Annotated in this window: 12 protein-coding genes and 2 pseudogenes; 10 read left to right on the top strand and 4 right to left on the bottom strand. The window is 69.1% G+C overall.

Translation table 11 applies throughout. The features are described 5' to 3' along the window. Positions 1-202: 202 nt before the first annotated feature. Together NSQ78_RS12720 and NSQ78_RS12715 are read right to left on the bottom strand one after the other, a co-directional pair. The gene (locus tag NSQ78_RS12720; RefSeq protein WP_064238679.1) at positions 203-1732 is read right to left on the bottom strand and encodes a sulfite reductase flavoprotein subunit alpha; all 1530 of its coding nucleotides are present in this window, start codon (positions 1730-1732) and stop codon (positions 203-205) included. Beyond that, on the bottom strand, positions 1729-2157 hold the full coding sequence (locus NSQ78_RS12715) for a PAS domain-containing protein (RefSeq protein WP_049469642.1): 429 nt from the start codon (positions 2155-2157) through the stop codon (positions 1729-1731). The genes NSQ78_RS12720 and NSQ78_RS12715 overlap by 4 nt, the downstream gene beginning before the upstream one ends. Before the next feature lie 439 nt (positions 2158-2596). On the opposite strand from NSQ78_RS12715, the pseudogene glgA reads away from it, so the two are divergent. The 8 genes and pseudogenes from glgA (at position 2597) to NSQ78_RS12675 (ending at position 12414) form a co-directional block, all read left to right on the top strand. Further along, positions 2597-4123 (top strand): annotated as a pseudogene (gene glgA, locus NSQ78_RS12710) (glycogen synthase GlgA). Further along, positions 4120-6354 (top strand): 1,4-alpha-glucan branching enzyme, encoded by a 2235-nt coding sequence (locus tag NSQ78_RS12705; protein ID WP_064238678.1) that lies wholly within the window; start codon positions 4120-4122, stop codon positions 6352-6354. The pseudogene glgA and the gene NSQ78_RS12705 overlap by 4 nt, the downstream one beginning before the upstream one ends. Beyond that, a complete protein-coding gene (gene treZ, locus NSQ78_RS12700) occupies positions 6351-8069 on the top strand; it encodes a malto-oligosyltrehalose trehalohydrolase (RefSeq protein WP_064238677.1) in 1719 nt (572 codons plus the stop codon). The genes NSQ78_RS12705 and treZ overlap by 4 nt, the downstream gene beginning before the upstream one ends. Then, on the top strand, positions 8066-9910 hold the full coding sequence (locus tag NSQ78_RS12695; protein ID WP_064238676.1) for a 4-alpha-glucanotransferase: 1845 nt from the start codon (positions 8066-8068) through the stop codon (positions 9908-9910). The genes treZ and NSQ78_RS12695 overlap by 4 nt, the downstream gene beginning before the upstream one ends. Beyond that, positions 9907-10674: an alpha-amylase family glycosyl hydrolase gene (locus tag NSQ78_RS12690; protein WP_064238675.1), complete on the top strand. Its 768-nt coding sequence runs from the start codon at positions 9907-9909 to the stop codon at positions 10672-10674. The genes NSQ78_RS12695 and NSQ78_RS12690 overlap by 4 nt, the downstream gene beginning before the upstream one ends. Continuing rightward, positions 10638-11369, top strand: a pseudogene (locus NSQ78_RS12685) (sensor histidine kinase); the annotation flags it as partial. The gene NSQ78_RS12690 and the pseudogene NSQ78_RS12685, both read left to right, overlap by 37 nt. Positions 11370-11439: 70 nt before the next feature. Next, positions 11440-11781: a type II toxin-antitoxin system prevent-host-death family antitoxin gene (locus tag NSQ78_RS12680; protein ID WP_064238674.1), complete on the top strand. Its 342-nt coding sequence runs from the start codon at positions 11440-11442 to the stop codon at positions 11779-11781. 3 nt (positions 11782-11784) lie between these two features. Further along, the gene (locus NSQ78_RS12675) at positions 11785-12414 is read left to right on the top strand and encodes a hypothetical protein (protein ID WP_064238673.1); all 630 of its coding nucleotides are present in this window, start codon (positions 11785-11787) and stop codon (positions 12412-12414) included. Between the two features lie 96 nt (positions 12415-12510). Here the strand turns inward: NSQ78_RS12675 and proP are convergent, their stop codons facing one another. Both proP and NSQ78_RS12665 read right to left on the bottom strand, forming a co-directional pair. Beyond that, positions 12511-13998 carry a glycine betaine/L-proline transporter ProP gene (gene proP / locus NSQ78_RS12670; protein ID WP_049467055.1) on the bottom strand — a complete coding sequence of 496 codons (1488 nt, stop codon included), beginning with the start codon at positions 13996-13998 and terminating at the stop codon, positions 12511-12513. A 261-nt stretch (positions 13999-14259) separates the two neighbouring features. Beyond that, positions 14260-14388 (bottom strand): hypothetical protein, encoded by a 129-nt coding sequence (locus NSQ78_RS12665; protein ID WP_259344776.1) that lies wholly within the window; start codon positions 14386-14388, stop codon positions 14260-14262. A 180-nt stretch (positions 14389-14568) separates the two neighbouring features. Here NSQ78_RS12665 and NSQ78_RS12660 point away from each other — a divergent pair, with 180 nt between their 5' ends. Together NSQ78_RS12660 and NSQ78_RS12655 are read left to right on the top strand one after the other, a co-directional pair. Then, complete coding sequence (locus NSQ78_RS12660; protein WP_064238671.1) at positions 14569-14985, top strand: host attachment family protein; 417 nt, start codon at positions 14569-14571, stop codon at positions 14983-14985. Between the two features lie 5 nt (positions 14986-14990). Continuing rightward, the gene (locus NSQ78_RS12655) at positions 14991-15314 is read left to right on the top strand and encodes a thioredoxin family protein (protein WP_064238670.1); all 324 of its coding nucleotides are present in this window, start codon (positions 14991-14993) and stop codon (positions 15312-15314) included. The last annotated feature ends 5 nt before the right edge of the window (positions 15315-15319 follow it).

Genomic DNA, 15319 nt, shown 5'->3' with positions numbered 1-15319 from the left:
TCTGGTAGTGTAGCCGCTGGTTTACGACCATGGCATCCGGAGCAGTCGGCCAGCGGCTACGCTCTACCATGATGCAGAGGCGATGATTGGCTACATATTCTGGTAGTGGCCGCTGTACCGCTGGCTACAACCAAGGCATGCTGGGCAGCTTACCAGCGGTAAGCTCTACCGGTTCAAGGTCCGTGCAGTCCAGTGGCATGGATCAATACAACTCGCAGTGCGTGCGGCCTTCGCCCCGCAGCGCGTCCCATTGGCCTGCACCGGCGACGGCATCGATGGCCTCGCGTACCGCGCCTTCCAGGTGGCGCTTGTTGCCGCACAGGTAAACATGCCCGCCGCGGGCCAGCACATCACGCACCTCGCTGGCACGCTGCTGCAGTACATGCTGCACATAGACCTTGTCGGCGCCATCGCGCGAGAACGCGGTGTGCAGGCCGGCCAGCACGCCGCGCGTGTGCCAGTCCTGCAGCTGGTCGCGGTACAGGTAGTCGTGCTGGCGATGCTTCTCGCCGAACATCAGGTGCACTTCGCGCTCGCAGGCACTGGCCTGCAGCTCCTGCAGCAGGCCCATCAAGGGTGCGATGCCGGTGCCGGTACCGACCAGCAGCAGCGGTGCCTCGCCGGTATCGGGCAGGTGGAAGCCGGGGTTGGAACGGCAGTACACACGGGCGAGGCCGCCGCCGTGCAGCAGGCTGCCGGTGGCAGTGCCGAAGCGCTCGCGGCCGCGCAGGGGGTAGCGCACTTCGCGCACGCACAGGCTCAGCTGGTCGTCGCACGGGTGCGAGGCGATTGAATAGGCACGCGGCAGCCGCGGTGACAGCAGTTCACGCAGCCGGGGCAGTGGCACGCTGTCCGGGGTGGCGTGGTCCTGCAGCACGTCCAGCAGGTCCAGGCCGTGCAGGTAGGCGTCCAGCTCGCGCTTCTGGCTGACCTTCAGCAGGCCCTTCAGCGCTTCGCTGCCACCGAGCCGGGCCAGCTCGCGCAGCACGCTCTTGCTCAGCAGGCGCAGCTCGCGGTCGCGCAGGGCGGCCACGGCCGTGGTATCGCCGTACCAGCGGGCCAATGCCTGCAGCAGGGTTGGGTCGTTCTCCGGCACCACGTGCAGGGTGTCGCCCGCGCGATAGGCCATGCCACTGCCGGCGATGTCCAGCTGCAGGTGCCACGCGGCCGCGTCGCTGCTGTTCAAGCGGCGGCGCTCGAGGATGCGCGCGGCAAAGGCGTTGTCTTCACCATAGGCGGTGACCTGCAGGTGCAGGTCCTGGCCAGCGCTGAGGTCGCCATCCAGCACCTGGCCGAGCACCGGCTGCCATTGCTGGAAAAACGGCTCGTAGCCGAGGTCGGCATCCACGCGGCGCAACAGCGGCTGCGCCTGGCGCTCGCTCAGCGCGGCATCCAGCGCCTTGGTGAAGCCGCAGAAGCTCGGGTAGCCGGTGTCACCGAGGCCGAACACCGCATAGCGCAGGCCGCTCAAGGTCGGGGTCCGGCGCAGGGTTTCGAAGAACCGCTCGCCATTGGCCGGCGGCTCGCCATCGCCGAACGAGCTGGAAATCGCCAGCAGCACGTCGCCGTGGCCGAGACTGGCCACGTCGATGTCGTTGAACGGGAGTACCTGCGGCGCGTGCGGCTGCAGGCCTGCGCCCAGGCGCTGGGCCAGGGCGCGGGCATTGCCCGACTCGGACGCGTAACCCACCAGCAGGCGGCTGAAGGGCGTGCTTGTCGGCAGGGCGTTCACGCGGCCTCGTAGAAGTCGTCGAACTTTTCCTTGCTGAACTCGACCAGGTCGTAGTTCTGCATCAGGTCGTTCACCACGCGGCGGATGCTGATGTAGGCGGTGATGTTGCCCTCGGCGTCGAACAGCGGCTGCACGGTGGTATCGACCACATAGAGCACGCCGCCCTTGCCCAGGTTGGGCACGATGCCGGTCCAGGTGCCGCCGGCCTTGATGGTGTCCCACATGTCCTTGTAGACGGCCTTGGGTACGTCTGGATGGCGCACGATGCTGTGCGGCTGGCCGATCAGTTCCTCGCGGGCAAAGCCGGTGAGGGTGCAGAACAGGTCATTGGCGTAGGTGATGTTGCCCTGCAGGTCGGTGGTGGAGATCACCATGACGTTCTGCAGCGCATTCAGGAGCTGGGCGTTGTCGGGGGAGTAGCTCATTGCAGGATCCTTGTAGGGGCCGGCAGTGCCGGCGTGTTCGGGTCCTGCATAGAGATACGCCCGCGCGGCGGCCGGTGGTTTGACATTGGTCAAGCGCGTGGCGCGATGGGCTGCGACCGGGTGTCGCAGGGAGAATCCCTGCAAAGCCGAGCCCATTTCGGCTCGAGCGGCAACAGGACCGCCCGCAGCCGAACGTGCGCCCGGCGCTACAGGAGAGGCGCGGGCGGCGGGCGGGCGCGCGTCATGTGTACTGAGCTCATGACGCCTTGTCACAAAGAAATCGCCATGGCTTCACGGTTGGTTGATCGCATGGAGGGCTATTGTCCTGTTGAGCCTCTCGCTGGCGTCCCCCACGTCCTGCGTCGACTTCCTTCCCAGCCTCAGCGCCCGTCCGGGCGCCGCTGGCGTCTGTCTGCCTGAAGCATCCGAGATCATCCCCATGGCCCGCGCCGCCCAGTCCGCTTCACCCGTTGCGATCTCTCCCGTCACGCCCGTGCCGATCGGCACCCGCCGCGGCCACTCGCAACCGTTGGAGCTGCCGGAACTGGTGCAGCGCGTGTTGTTCGTTGCCACCGAGATGGCGGACTTCGTCAAGGCCGGTGGCCTGGGCGACGTCGCTGCGGCCCTGCCGCGTGCGGTGCGCGGTGCCTGTGATTCGCGCGTGCTGCTGCCCGGCTAGCCGGAGGTACTGCAGCGCCTGCCACAGCTGCAGCGGGTGGGGCAGGTCAGCGCGCGGGCCGGCCTGCCGGCGTGCACGATCGGCATGGCGGTGCAGGCCGACGGCCTTCCGATCTACGTCCTGCTGTCGCCCGAGCTGTACGAGCGTGAGGGCTCGCCCTACGTGGACGGGCAGGGGCAGGAGTGGAAGGACAACGCGGTTCGATTCGCCACGCTTTCGCATGCGGCCGCGGAGATTGCGGCCGGGCGTGCCGGGCTGGACTGGTCGCCGCAGCTGCTGCACCTGAATGACTGGCCGGTGGCCATGGCGGCCGCCTACGTGCGTTGGGACCGGACGGCCGTGCCGACCCTGCTGACGATCCACAACCTGGCTTACCAGGGGCTGTTCCCCTACGCGCTTGCGCCGGTACTGGGCGTGCCGGCCGAACACCTGGATGAACTGCACTTCCACGGGCAGATGTCGTTCCTGCAGGGCGGCATCACCAATGCCACGCGGCTGAACACGGTCAGCCTGCGCTACGCGCAGCAGATCACCGCCCCGGATGACGGCTGCGGGCTGCATGACCTGTTGGCGCGTCGCGCAGCAGGCGGGCACCTGAGTGGCATCGTCAACGGCATCGACGCCAGCTGGGACCCGCGCCGCGACATCCATCTCAAGGCCCACTTCGGCATTGGCGAGTGGACCGGGCGCGCCACCAACGCCCATGCGGTGCGCAAGGCGTTCGGGCTGGCGCCGTCGACCGGGCCGCTGTTCGCGGTGGTCTCGCGGCTGGTGCACCAGAAGGGCCTGGACATCACCTGCGACGTGGCGCCACAGATCGTGGCGGCCGGCGGCCAGCTGGTCATCATCGGCGGTGGCGAGCCGCAGGTGGAAGCGCAGGTGCAGGCGCTGGCCCGGCGCTACCCGGGGCGGGTGGGCGCTTTCATCGGGTTCGAGGAAGCGCTGGCCCGCCAGATGTTTGCCGGCGCCGATTTCCTGCTGATGCCTTCACGCTTCGAACCCTGCGGGTTGAGCCAGATGTACGCGCAGCGCTTCGGCTGCCTGCCCATCGCACACGCGACCGGCGGGCTGGTGGATACCGTGGAGGACGGCGTGACCGGTTTCCTGTTCCATGGCGCCAATGCCGATGGCCTGCGGCGCTGCGTGGAGCGGGCGATGCGCACCTTCCGCCTGCCGGGGCTGCTGCAGGCCATGCGCCGCGCGGCCATGCTGCGGCCAGGTGGCTGGGATGCGGCAGGGCGCGCCTACCTGGCGTTGTACCAGCAGACCTGCCAGGTGGCCGCATGAGCCACGACAGCCTGCATCTGGCCGCCCTGGAGGATGAAACCATCGCGGAGACGGGATTGGAGCAGCGCATCGCGCCGGCGCTGGAGGACCTCGTCCATGCACGCCCGGCCGATGCATTCGCCTGGCTGGGCCCGCATCGCCAGCCAGAAGGCGGACGCCAGCTGCGCGTGCTGGTGCCGCACGCGCAGCGCGTCGAGGTGATTGCAGACGACGGGCGGCGCTGGGACCTGTCCCCCGGCCCGTTGCCCGGCCTGTTCGAGGGCGCGGCCGGCGACGCGGCGATACCGCTGCTTGCCCTGCATTTCGAACAGGGCGTGGAGCAGGTGCACGATGCCTATGCGTTCGGTCCACTGTTGGACGAAGCCCTGCTGCAGCGGTTCCATGCCGGTGTTGCCGATGCGGCGCGGCAGCTGGGTGCGGTGCCGACGCAGGTGCAGGGCATTGCGGGCGTGCGCTTCGCGGTGTGGGCGCCCAATGCCCGGCGGGTCGCCGTGGTTGGCGATTTCAACGGGTGGGACGGCCGACGCCATCCGATGCGGCTGCGTCACACCGCCGGCGTGTGGGAGCTGTTCCTGCCGGGCGTGCAGGCCGGTGCCCGCTACAAATTCCGCATCGTCGGCGCCGACGGCCGGGTGATGCCCGACAAGTTCGATCCGATGGCGCGCTGGGCCGAGCTGCCACCGGCGACCGCATCGCGGGTGCTTTCGGCTGTGCCGATGCAGTGGCACGATGAGGCATGGTTGGCGGCCCGCCGCCAGGCCGGAACCCGCGCACCGCTGTCGATCTACGAAGTGCATGCGGGCTCCTGGCAGCGCAGCGACGACGGTGCGCCGCTGGACTGGGATGCCCTGGCCGACCGGTTGATTCCGTACGTGGCCGGGCTGGGCTTCACCCATATCGAACTGTTGCCGGTCAGCGAGCATCCTTTCGGCGGTTCCTGGGGCTATCAGCCGCTGGGGATCTACGCGCCGACGGCACGCCACGGCACGCCGCAGGCCTTCGCGCGCTTCGTGGACCGCTGCCATCAGGCCGGCATCGGGGTGATCGTGGACTGGGTGAGCGCGCACTTCCCCAACGATGCCCATGGCCTGGCCGGGTTCGATGGGACCGCGCTGTACGAGCACGCCGACCCGCGCGAAGGGGTGCACGCCGACTGGGACACGCTGATCTACAACTATGGCCGCAACGAAGTGGCTGCCTACCTGATCGGCAGTGCGCTGGAGTGGGTGGAGCGCTTCCATATCGACGGTCTGCGCGTGGACGCAGTGGCGTCGATGCTGTACCGGGACTACAGCCGTGCCGAGGGGGAGTGGATACCCAATGAGCAGGGCGGACGCGAGAACCTGCAGGCGGTCGCGTTCCTGCGGCGGATGAACCAGACGCTGCGCGAGCGCTTTCCGGACGTGCTGGTGATCGCCGAGGAATCCACTGCATGGCCGGGGGTGTCCGCGCCGGTGGAGGAGGGGGGGCTTGGCTTCACCCACAAATGGAACATGGGCTGGATGCACGACACCCTGCAGTATATGGGGCGCGACCCGGTCCATCGCCCGCATCACCACAGCGAGATCAGCTTCGGCCTGGTCTACGCCTTCTCCGAACGGTTCGTGCTGCCGCTGTCCCACGACGAGGTGGTGCACGGCAAGGGGGCGCTGCTGGCCAAGATGGCCGGCGAGCCGGCGCAGCGGCTGGCCCAGCTGCGCGCGTACTACGGCTTCATGTGGGCGCACCCGGGCAGCAAACTGCTGTTCATGGGCGGTGAGTTCGGCCAGGGCCACGAATGGTCGCACGATGCGGCGCTGGACTGGGCACAGGCGGCCAGCAACGAGGGCCAGGGCCTGTCGCGCCTGGTGGGCGACCTCAATAACGTGCTCCGCGCCGAACCTGCGTTGCATCGCGACGAGCGCGACGAGCGGGGTTTCGACTGGAGCGTGGCCGACGACAACCGCAACAGCGTTTACGCGTTCATCCGCCGGGATCCTGCCGGCAGCGGCCGCACCCTGCTGGTGGTGAGCAACTTCACCCCGGTGCGGCGCGAGGGCTACCGGGTCGGCGTGCCGCAACCGGGGCGTTGGAGCGAACGGCTCAACACCGACAGCGCGTACTACGGCGGCGGCAATAGCGGCAACCTTGGAGCAGTGCATACCGAGCCGCGGCCGATGCATGGCCACGCCCAGTCGCTGCGGCTCACGCTGCCGCCGCTGTCCACGCTGTACCTGCAGGTTGATGCATGACGACAGTCGCGCCGCGCCTGGGCGCATGGCCTGTGGCCGGTGACCGGGTGGAGTTCCGCGTATGGGCACCGGACGCAGTCGCGATGGCGCTGTGCCTGCACGGCACGCAGCGACCGATGCAACGCGACCCGGACGGCTGCCACTGGCTGCGAACGCCGGCATCGCACGGCGACCGGTACCGGTTCCGGCTGCCTTCCGGCCAGGAGGTGCCTGACCCGGCCTCTCGCTGGCAGCCGGACGGCCTCGACGGCGACAGCGCGGTGGTGCTGGATACGGAGGCAGCGCGGCCTGCCTGGCACGGGCATGCCTGGCAGGACCTGGTGATCTATGAAGTGCATATCGAAGCGGGCGGCGGCTTCGCTGCGCTGGCTGCGCAGCTGCCGCTGCTGGCGGCGCTGGGCGTTACCGCCATCGAACTGATGCCGGTCGCGCAGTTTCCCGGGCAGCGCAACTGGGGCTACGACGGCGTGTTTCCGTATGCGCCGGCCCATGCCTACGGCGGGCCGGCAGCGCTGAGGACCTTCATCGAGACCGCGCACGATGCAGGGCTGTCGGTGCTGCTGGATGTGGTCTACAACCACTTCGGACCGCAGGGCAACCACCTGCGCGATTACGCGCGCGGGTTCTTCCGTGACGATCGCAGCACGCCGTGGGGCAAGGCCATCGACTTCCGCCAGCCCTGGGTGCGGCGGTTCTTCATCGACAATGCGCTGATGTGGCTGCGCGACTATGGCGTCGACGGACTGCGCCTGGATGCGGTGCACGCCATTGACGATGACCGTTTCCTGCAGCAGCTGGCCGACGAGGTACGTGCGGTGGCCCCGCACGCGCACCTGGTGCTGGAGAACGAACGCAACCAGGCGCGGTGGCTGCGCGGCGCCTACCAGGGACAGTGGAACGATGACTTCCACAATGCGCTGCACGTGATGCTGACCGGCGAGCAGGAGGGCTATTACGCGGCCTATGCCGGTCGCGCCGAAGCACTGCTGGCCCGCTGCCTGGCCGAGGGATTCGCCTGGCAGGGCGAACCGGACCTGCGCGGCGATCCCCGCGGCGAACCCAGCGCCGACCTGTCGCCCGCGCGTTTTGTGGTATTCGCGCAGAACCATGACCAGGTGGGAAACCGCGCTTTCGGCGAGCGCCTGTCGATGCTGACCGATCCTGCGCCGCTACGCGCGGCGCTGGCACTGACCCTGCTGACGCCGATGATCCCGCTGCTGTTCATGGGCGAACCGTGGCAGGTGCAATCGCCCTTCCTGTTCTTCACCGACTACGCGCCGCCGCTGGACGAGGCGGTGCGTGAAGGGCGTCGCCGTGAGTTCTCCGGTTTCAGCGCCTTTGCCGACGCCGCCGCGCGCGCGCGTATTCCGGACCCGAACGATGCGGCGACCCTGCAGGCGTCGTACACGCCGCCGCCCGGCGATGATCCCTGGTCGCAGCACTGGCTGCGCTGCACGGGTGAGTTCCTCGGCCTGCGCAGGCGCTATCTGCAGCCGGGCCTGCCGCAGGCGCGGTCGCTGGGCGCGCGCGTGCTGGGCCAAGGCGCGGTGCAGGCAGGCTGGCAGTTGCCCTCGGGCCAATGGTGGATCGCGATCAACGTGGGCCCTGTGCCGGTGGCGCATGCGGTGCCGGCCGGCGACTGCGTCGTGGGTCCGGACGCGGCCGGGATGCTGCCGGCAGGCGGCGGCGTGCTGGCCTGCTGGATCGCCGCATGAGCACGGATGCAGCGGTGCGCGAAACGGCCCGCCGTGCGGGCCTGCTGGTCCGCTGGACCGACGTGGCCGGTGCCGCGCGCGAGGTCGCGCCGGACGTGCTGCGCGCCGTGCTGGAGGGGCTGCAGTGCGAGGCGGTGCCCGAGTACGCTGGCCTGCGCACGGCCTGCTGCGGACAGCTGCTGGCGATGCCGGAGGCAGCCGGCGCGGCATGCTGGGTGGATGAACAGGGAACAGCGCTGCCCGCCCGTGCCGATGCGCAGGGCCGCTGGCGCGTGCCGGACCAGCCGGGTTACTGGCAGTGGCGCCGGGGCGACCGGGAACAGGCGGTTGCGGTGGCGCCACAGCGCGCCTGGTGGCCGCGGGGCACGCTGCGCGGCTGGGGCCTGTCGGCGCAGGTGTACAGCCTGCGCGCCCTTGGCGATGCCGGCATCGGTGACAGTGCCGGCTGTGCACGGTGGAGCGAGCTGCTGCACCGGCATGGCGGCGACGCACTGGCGTTGAGCCCGCTGCACGCCGGCTTGCCACCGGGCCCGGGCTACAGCCCCTATTCGCCCAGCGACCGGCGCTGGCTCGACCCGCTGCAGGTCTCCCTGCCGCAGGTGCTGCCCGAGGCTGCCCATAGCGTGCTGGGCGGGGACGAGGCGCTGGCGGCGGCGGTGGAGGCGGGAACTGCCGCACGTCGCATCGACTGGCCGCACTCGGCGGCAGTGAAGTGGCGCTGGATACGGCAGGTTCGCCACTGGATTGCAGCGCAGGCACCGGCGCAGCACGCGCAGATCGAAACCTGGCGTGCCATGCAGGGCGATCCGCTGCGGGACTATTGCCAGCATGCCGCCGACCGGTTCACCGGCAGCGCGGACGACCATGCGTTTGCGCAGTGGGTGGCACGGCAGGGCTGGGCGCAGGTGCACGCCACGCTGCGCGACCAGGGCGCCTCGATCGGATTGATTGCCGACCTGGCCGTGGGCTGCGCGCCGCAGGGCGTGGAGGCACGCACCGGCGAGGCTGATCTGCTGCAGGGACTTGAGCTGGGTGCGCCGCCCGATGCGTTCAATCCGCTCGGCCAGGCCTGGGGCATCACCAGCTGGTCACCGATGGCGTTGCAGCGGGAGGGCTTCGCACCCTACCTCCGCGTGCTGCGCGCCGTGATGGCCGACCGCGGCGGCCTGCGCATCGATCACATCCTGGGCCTGCTGCGGCTGTGGGTGCTGCCCCGTGGCGCGGGCGCCGGGCAGGGGGTGTACCTGCGCTATCCGTTCGATGATCTGATCAACCTGCTGGTGCTGGAGTCCTGGCGGCATCGCTGCGTGCTGATCGGCGAAGACCTGGGCGTGGTTCCGCCGGGCATGCGCCAGCGGCTGGCAGCCCGGGGTATTCTGGGCATCGAGGTCCTGCCGTTTGCCCGCAACGGCGCGCGCTTCCTGCCGGCGCCGCAGTGGCGCCGCGATGCAGTGGCGATGCCCTCCACCCATGATCTGCCGCCGCTGGCGGGCTGGCTGCGCGGGCGTGACCTGCGCTGGCGTGCACGCCTGGGTGAGCTGGCGGATCTGCCAGCGGCACTGCGCGCGCGCGCCAGCGACGCGCAGGCACTTTCTGCGGTGGCCGGCGGCGAGGGCGCGCCGCTGGACGCCAGGGCGCTGTCACTGGTCGCCCACTCGGCGTCCCGGCTGGCGTTGCTGCCGCTGGAAGACGCGCTGGGCGGTCGCGCACAGGTGAACCTGCCAGGCACCGTCGACGGCCATCCCAACTGGCGCCGCCGCCTGCCGCCGACGTGGGATGTTGACGCTGTCGATGCGCGCGTGGCGCGGCTGAGTGCCACGCGCCGCAGGACCGGGCAATGACGGGGCTGCGTGCCACCGCGCGCCTGCAGCTGCACGCAGGCTTCGACCTCGGGGCGGCTGCCGCGCAGGTGCCGTACTATGCCGCGCTGAGCGTCAGCCACCTTTACCTGTCACCGATCGCTGCGGCGGTGCCCGGGTCGACGCATGGCTACGATGGCATCGACCCGGCTCGCATCAATCCGGAACTGGGCGGTGAAGCGGGCTTCCGGCAGCTGGCGGAAGTGACGCGCGCGCATGGCATGGGCCTGATCCTGGACATCGTTCCCAACCATCTGGCGGCGTCCCCGCACAGCCCGTGGTGGAGCGATGTGCTGATGCACGGGCCTCGAAGCCCGCACGCAGCATGGTTTGATATCGACTGGGAGGCGCCGGGCTGCGAGGGCCGGCTCTGGCTGCCTGTACTGGACCGGCCGTTGCACGACGCCGTGCGCGACGGCGTGGTGCGCGTGGTGGTGGACAACGCGCGGCCCGTGCTGCGCCACCATGGGCTGGCATTGCCGTTGTCGCCGCGCAGCCATCCGCTGGAGCCCGCGCAGTGGCCGGCGTGGGCCGAACGCTGCAATCGCAGCGTTGAACGGTTGCACACGCTGCTGCAGCGGCAGCACTACCGGCTGGCCTGGTGGCGCACGGCCGGCGATCAGGTGAACTACCGGCGCTTTTTCGATATCAACGAACTGGCCGCGCTGCGGGTGGAGCGCGAGGATGTGTTCGACGCAGTGCATGCGCTGCCGCTGCGCCGCTGCGCGATGCAGACGGCGAGGTGACCGGGGTGTTCGCCATTGCGGTGGATATCGACGACCTCAAGCGCGCCACCGAGCGCCAGGCGGTGCTGCTGGCGGAGCTGCAGCACCGGGTCCGCAACATCATGTCCACCATCCATGCCCTTGCCTGGCGGACGCGCAGCACCGTGGCCAGCGTGGACGAGTACGCCGAGCGGCTGTGCGGGCGGTTGATGTCGCTGGCGCGCACCCAGAGCCTGCTGACCCGCGGCGGCAATGCCGGGGTCTGCCTGCGCGGGATGATCGAAGAGGAAGTGTCGGCGCAGATGCCGGGCACGGGCCTGTGCGAGCTGCACGGTGAAGACGTGCTGCTGCCACCGAAAGCGGCCGAGGTCCTGTCGTTGGCCATCCATGAGCTGGCGAGCAACGCGCTGCGCTATGGCGCGGCCGCGCGCGAGGCGGGGCGGATCGAGGTGTCCTGGCATCTGCAGGTGCAGGACGCCGAACCGTGGCTGGGCCTGCACTGGTGCGAGCGCCATGCCGACGTGGAGGGCTGGGAAATGCCACGCCAGCGCGGCCTGGGCCGGGCGCTGATCGAGCAGCGCGTGCCGTACGAGCTGGCCGGCAGCGGCGAACTGCGCTTTGGCCCGCAGGGGCTCGATGCCTGGATCCGCTTCCCGCTGCGCGAGCGCGACAGCCTGCTGCAGACCGATGCCCCGGAAGCGGGATCATCGGGCTGAAAGGGGATTTATCCCCAATTTGGCCAATTTGGGTATAGTGGGGATCGTCCACCCCGCCTGGAGCGATGCCATGACCCTGCCACTGGATCTGCCTGGCCTTGAGAAGGCCCCGGCCTCGTCGGTGAAGACCCGGGGCTGGCCGAGCCTGATGCGCACCGTGCGCGAGAAGCAGGCGCTGGTCATCACCAACCACAATCACCCGGAAGCGGTGATCGTGGACATCCGCACCTACCAGGAACTGCTGGCCAAGGCCGCCGGCGGTGATGCCGGCGAGCGCAACGAAGAACTGCAGCGCCTGCGCAGCGAGTTCGACCAGACCCTGGCCGGCCTGCAGCAGGGGGCGGGGCTGGCCAAGGTGCTGGGACAGCCGATCCGGCGCGGCGGCAAGGTCAACCTCGGCCGTCCGCTCTGATCGATGGGACGCATCCTGGCGCTGGCCGGCGTCAATGGCGCCGGTAAAAGTTCGTTGCTGGGTACCTGGCTGAACGCCGAAGGGCTGGGCTGGTTCAACCCGGATTCCTTCACCCGCCGCCTCGTCAATGCCGGCTGGCCGCTGCCGGAGGCGAACGCCGAGGCCTGGCAGGAAGGCACCCGCCGCCTGCGCCAGGCCATGGCCGATGGCACCGACTTCGCCTTCGAGACCACGCTGGGGGGCAACACCATCCCGCGCCTGCTGCGCGAGGCGTGCGACCACCACCAGGTAGCCATCTGGTTCTGTGGCCTGGCCAACGTCGAGCTGCATATCGCCCGCGTTGCCGCGCGGGTCGCCGCCGGTGGCCATGACATTCCCGTGGAGAAGATCCACGCGCGCTTCGATTCGGCGCGCGCGAACCTGCTGGAGCTGCTGCCGCACCTGGCCGAGCTGCATGTCTACGACAACAGCGCGCCGGCCGATGCCGACGGCTGCGTGGTGCCGCTGCCGGTACTGGCCATGGCCGCAGGTGAACTGCAGTACCCGATTGCGGTAGCCGACCTGCTGCACACGCCCGGCTGGGCCAAGCCCATCGTGATGCGCGCGATGGCGTTGAACACCCGGGGTGATTGATGTCGCACGGGGCGTCGCGCCGGGCCCATGCCCGGCGGATCCCCCTAAAGGCAGCCGAGCGCGGGCTCGGCTGTACAGCGCGGGTCCCGCCGAGCCTCAGGCCGGCTTCACCTGCTCGGCCTCTGAAGCCTCCGGCAGCGGCGGCAAGGTCGGGTCCACCGTCACCGGCACATCGCTCTTCAACAGCGCAGCCGCTTCGCGTTCGCTGCCGACCGCCGGCGGTGAACCGCGTAGCGGCAGGCCGGCGGTTTCCTTCACGAACAGCATCGTCACCAGCCCGATCACCGCCGCGCCCATCAGGTAATAGGCCGGCACCAGCGGGTCGCCGGTGCGTTCCACCAGCCACGCGGTCACCAGTGGCGTGGTGCCACCGAACAGCGACACCGACACATTGAAGGCGATCGACAGCGCGCTGTAGCGCACCGGGGTGTAGAACAGCGCCGGCAGCGTGGACGGCATCGAGCTGGTGAAGCACACCAGCGCCAGCCCCAGCAGCATCAGGCCGAGGAAGATCAGCCCGTCGCTGCCGCTGCCGACCAGCAGCAGGCACGGAATGGCCAGCACCAGCAGCGCGATGCACGCACCGATGATCATCGGGCGCCGGCCCAGCCGGTCACTGAACAGGCCGCCGACGATGTTCAGCGGCATCATCACCAGCATCACGATGATGATCAGCAGCAGGCCCTTGCTCTCGGCATAGCCCATCGTGACGCTGAGGTAGCTGGGCATGTAGGTCAGCAGCATGTAATCGGTGACGTTGAACACCAGCACCAGGCCCATGCACACCAGCAGCTGGCGGCCATGCACCTGGAACAGCGCGCCCAGCCCCGGCCGCTCGTGCTCACGCTTCTCGGCTTCCTCGGCGAAGGCGCGGAACGCCGGTGTTTCCTCCAACTTCATGCGCATGTACAGGCCGAGCAGGCCCAGCGGGCCGGCCACCAGGAACGGAATGCGCCAGCCCCAGTCCAGCATCTGCCCGCTGCTCAGCAGCATGTGCAGCGCGGTGACGGTACCGGCGCCAGCGATGTAGCCGCCCAGCGTGCCGAACTCCAGCCAGCTGCCCATCAGGCCGCGGTTGCGGTCGGTGGAATACTCGGCGATGAAGGTGGCCGCGCCGCCGTACTCGCCGCCGGTGGAGAAGCCCTGCACCACGCGCGCCAGCAGCAACAGCACCGGCGCCCAGATGCCGATGCGCTCGTAGGCGGGAATCAGGCCGATCGAAAAGGTGCCCAGCGCCATCAGGATCATGGTGAAAGCGAGCACTTTCTGGCGGCCGTAACGATCACCCAGCGGGCCGAACACCAGGCCGCCCAGCGGCCGCACCAGGAACGCCACGGTGAAGGTGGCGAACGCGGCGATCACCTGCGCGGTGGGATTGCTGGACGGGAAGAACACCTGGCCGATGGTGACGGCCAGGTAGCCGTAGACACCGAAGTCGAACCACTCCATGGCATTGCCGAGTGCGGCCGCGCCGACGGCGCGCTTGAGCATGGGCTTGTCTACGACGGTGATCTCATCGACCTTCAGGTGGCGGCGGCGCTTGAACCAGCCGAAATGGGCATGTGCATCGGGGGTGTCCTGCATGGGGGCTCCCTTGTGGGCAGAAGAGGGGAAATGAGCGGTGAGGTAGGTCCCGGAAATCGGAAACGGCGATGCAGGCGCAGGTGGCGCAGGGGCATCGGTGAGTGGCGTGGGGGGCCGGGGAATGTGTGCAGGCACGACGCCACGCGCACGGCAACGCACCGCCGCAACGGCGGAAACGCAGCAACGGGATCACAGCGGTCGCGCAGTCAGCGGCCGGCGGTCACAGCAGCGTGGGGCGTGCAGGCCGAGGGCCTGCGGGCGTCATCCGCCAGGATCCAGCGCGAGGCGGTGGAACGGCAGGGCGGGAGCGATCGTGGCAAGCGAAGCGCCGGTCGGCAGTGCTTCCCACGTAACAGGTGCGCCCGTCACGTAGTGGGTCGTGTCGATCATCCGTTCATCATAACGGCATCGGCGTGAGCATGCAGCGAAGCGGACTGATCTGTACGCTGTGTTCCATGGCGCCTGTTCATCCGCGCAGCGTGCAATGACATGCGTTGAACGAACTCTGGCCGCAGCGCTCACGCCACGCTGTCTACGGTAGCGCTGAACGCCATCAAGAAGGAGCATCGCATGACCCGTCGCATTCCCGAAGGCACGCTGATCATCGTCGCCGATGGTGGTTCGGCCCGCGTGTTCACCAACGTCGGCAGCGAACATGAGCTGGCGTTGAAGCAGGAAGGTGAGCTGCGCCTGCAGGACATTAGCGAGCAGGGCGTCTCTGGTCAGGGCCCGGCCGGCGCGGTGCCGAAAGACATGTCCATTTCGCAGCTCAACGAGGCGACGTTCGCCAAGCAGGTGGCCGAGCAGTTGAACGAAGATGCGCTCAACAACCGCTATGCACACCTGGTGCTGGTGGCAGACCCGACCACGCTGGGCCGCATCCGCCCGCTGCTGCACAAGGAGGTCCAGGCCCGCCTGCTGGGCGATATTGCCAAGGACCTGACCAATGCTCCGTTGGCGGATATCCAGAAAGCGTTGGCGGCGTAACCGGCATGCCGTTCATGCGTGACTACCCGGCGGCGGAGCCCGCCGGCGCGGCCGTGGAAGCTCAGGCGGGCTGGCAGCTGCTGGAGTTCGGTGCACCCTGGTGTGGTCATTGCCAAGCCGCGCAGCCCGCACTCCAGGCGTTTGTGGATGCCCACGATCTGGTGCATTGGAAGATCGAGGATGGCAAGGGAAAGCCGCTGGGGCGTGCGTTCACGGTAAAACTGTGGCCCACCGTGGTGCTGCTGCATGACGGCCAGGAAGTGGCGCGCGTGGTGAGGCCGGTCGACAGCGCCGACCTCGCCACCTTGCAGGGCGCATTGCCCGATTGAAGGCA

The sequence above is a fragment of the Stenotrophomonas sp. FSL W7-1447 genome (genome assembly GCF_037966425.1).
Lineage (GTDB): Bacteria > Pseudomonadota > Gammaproteobacteria > Xanthomonadales > Xanthomonadaceae > Stenotrophomonas > Stenotrophomonas pavanii.
This window is presented reverse-complemented; position numbering and strand designations above follow the sequence as displayed.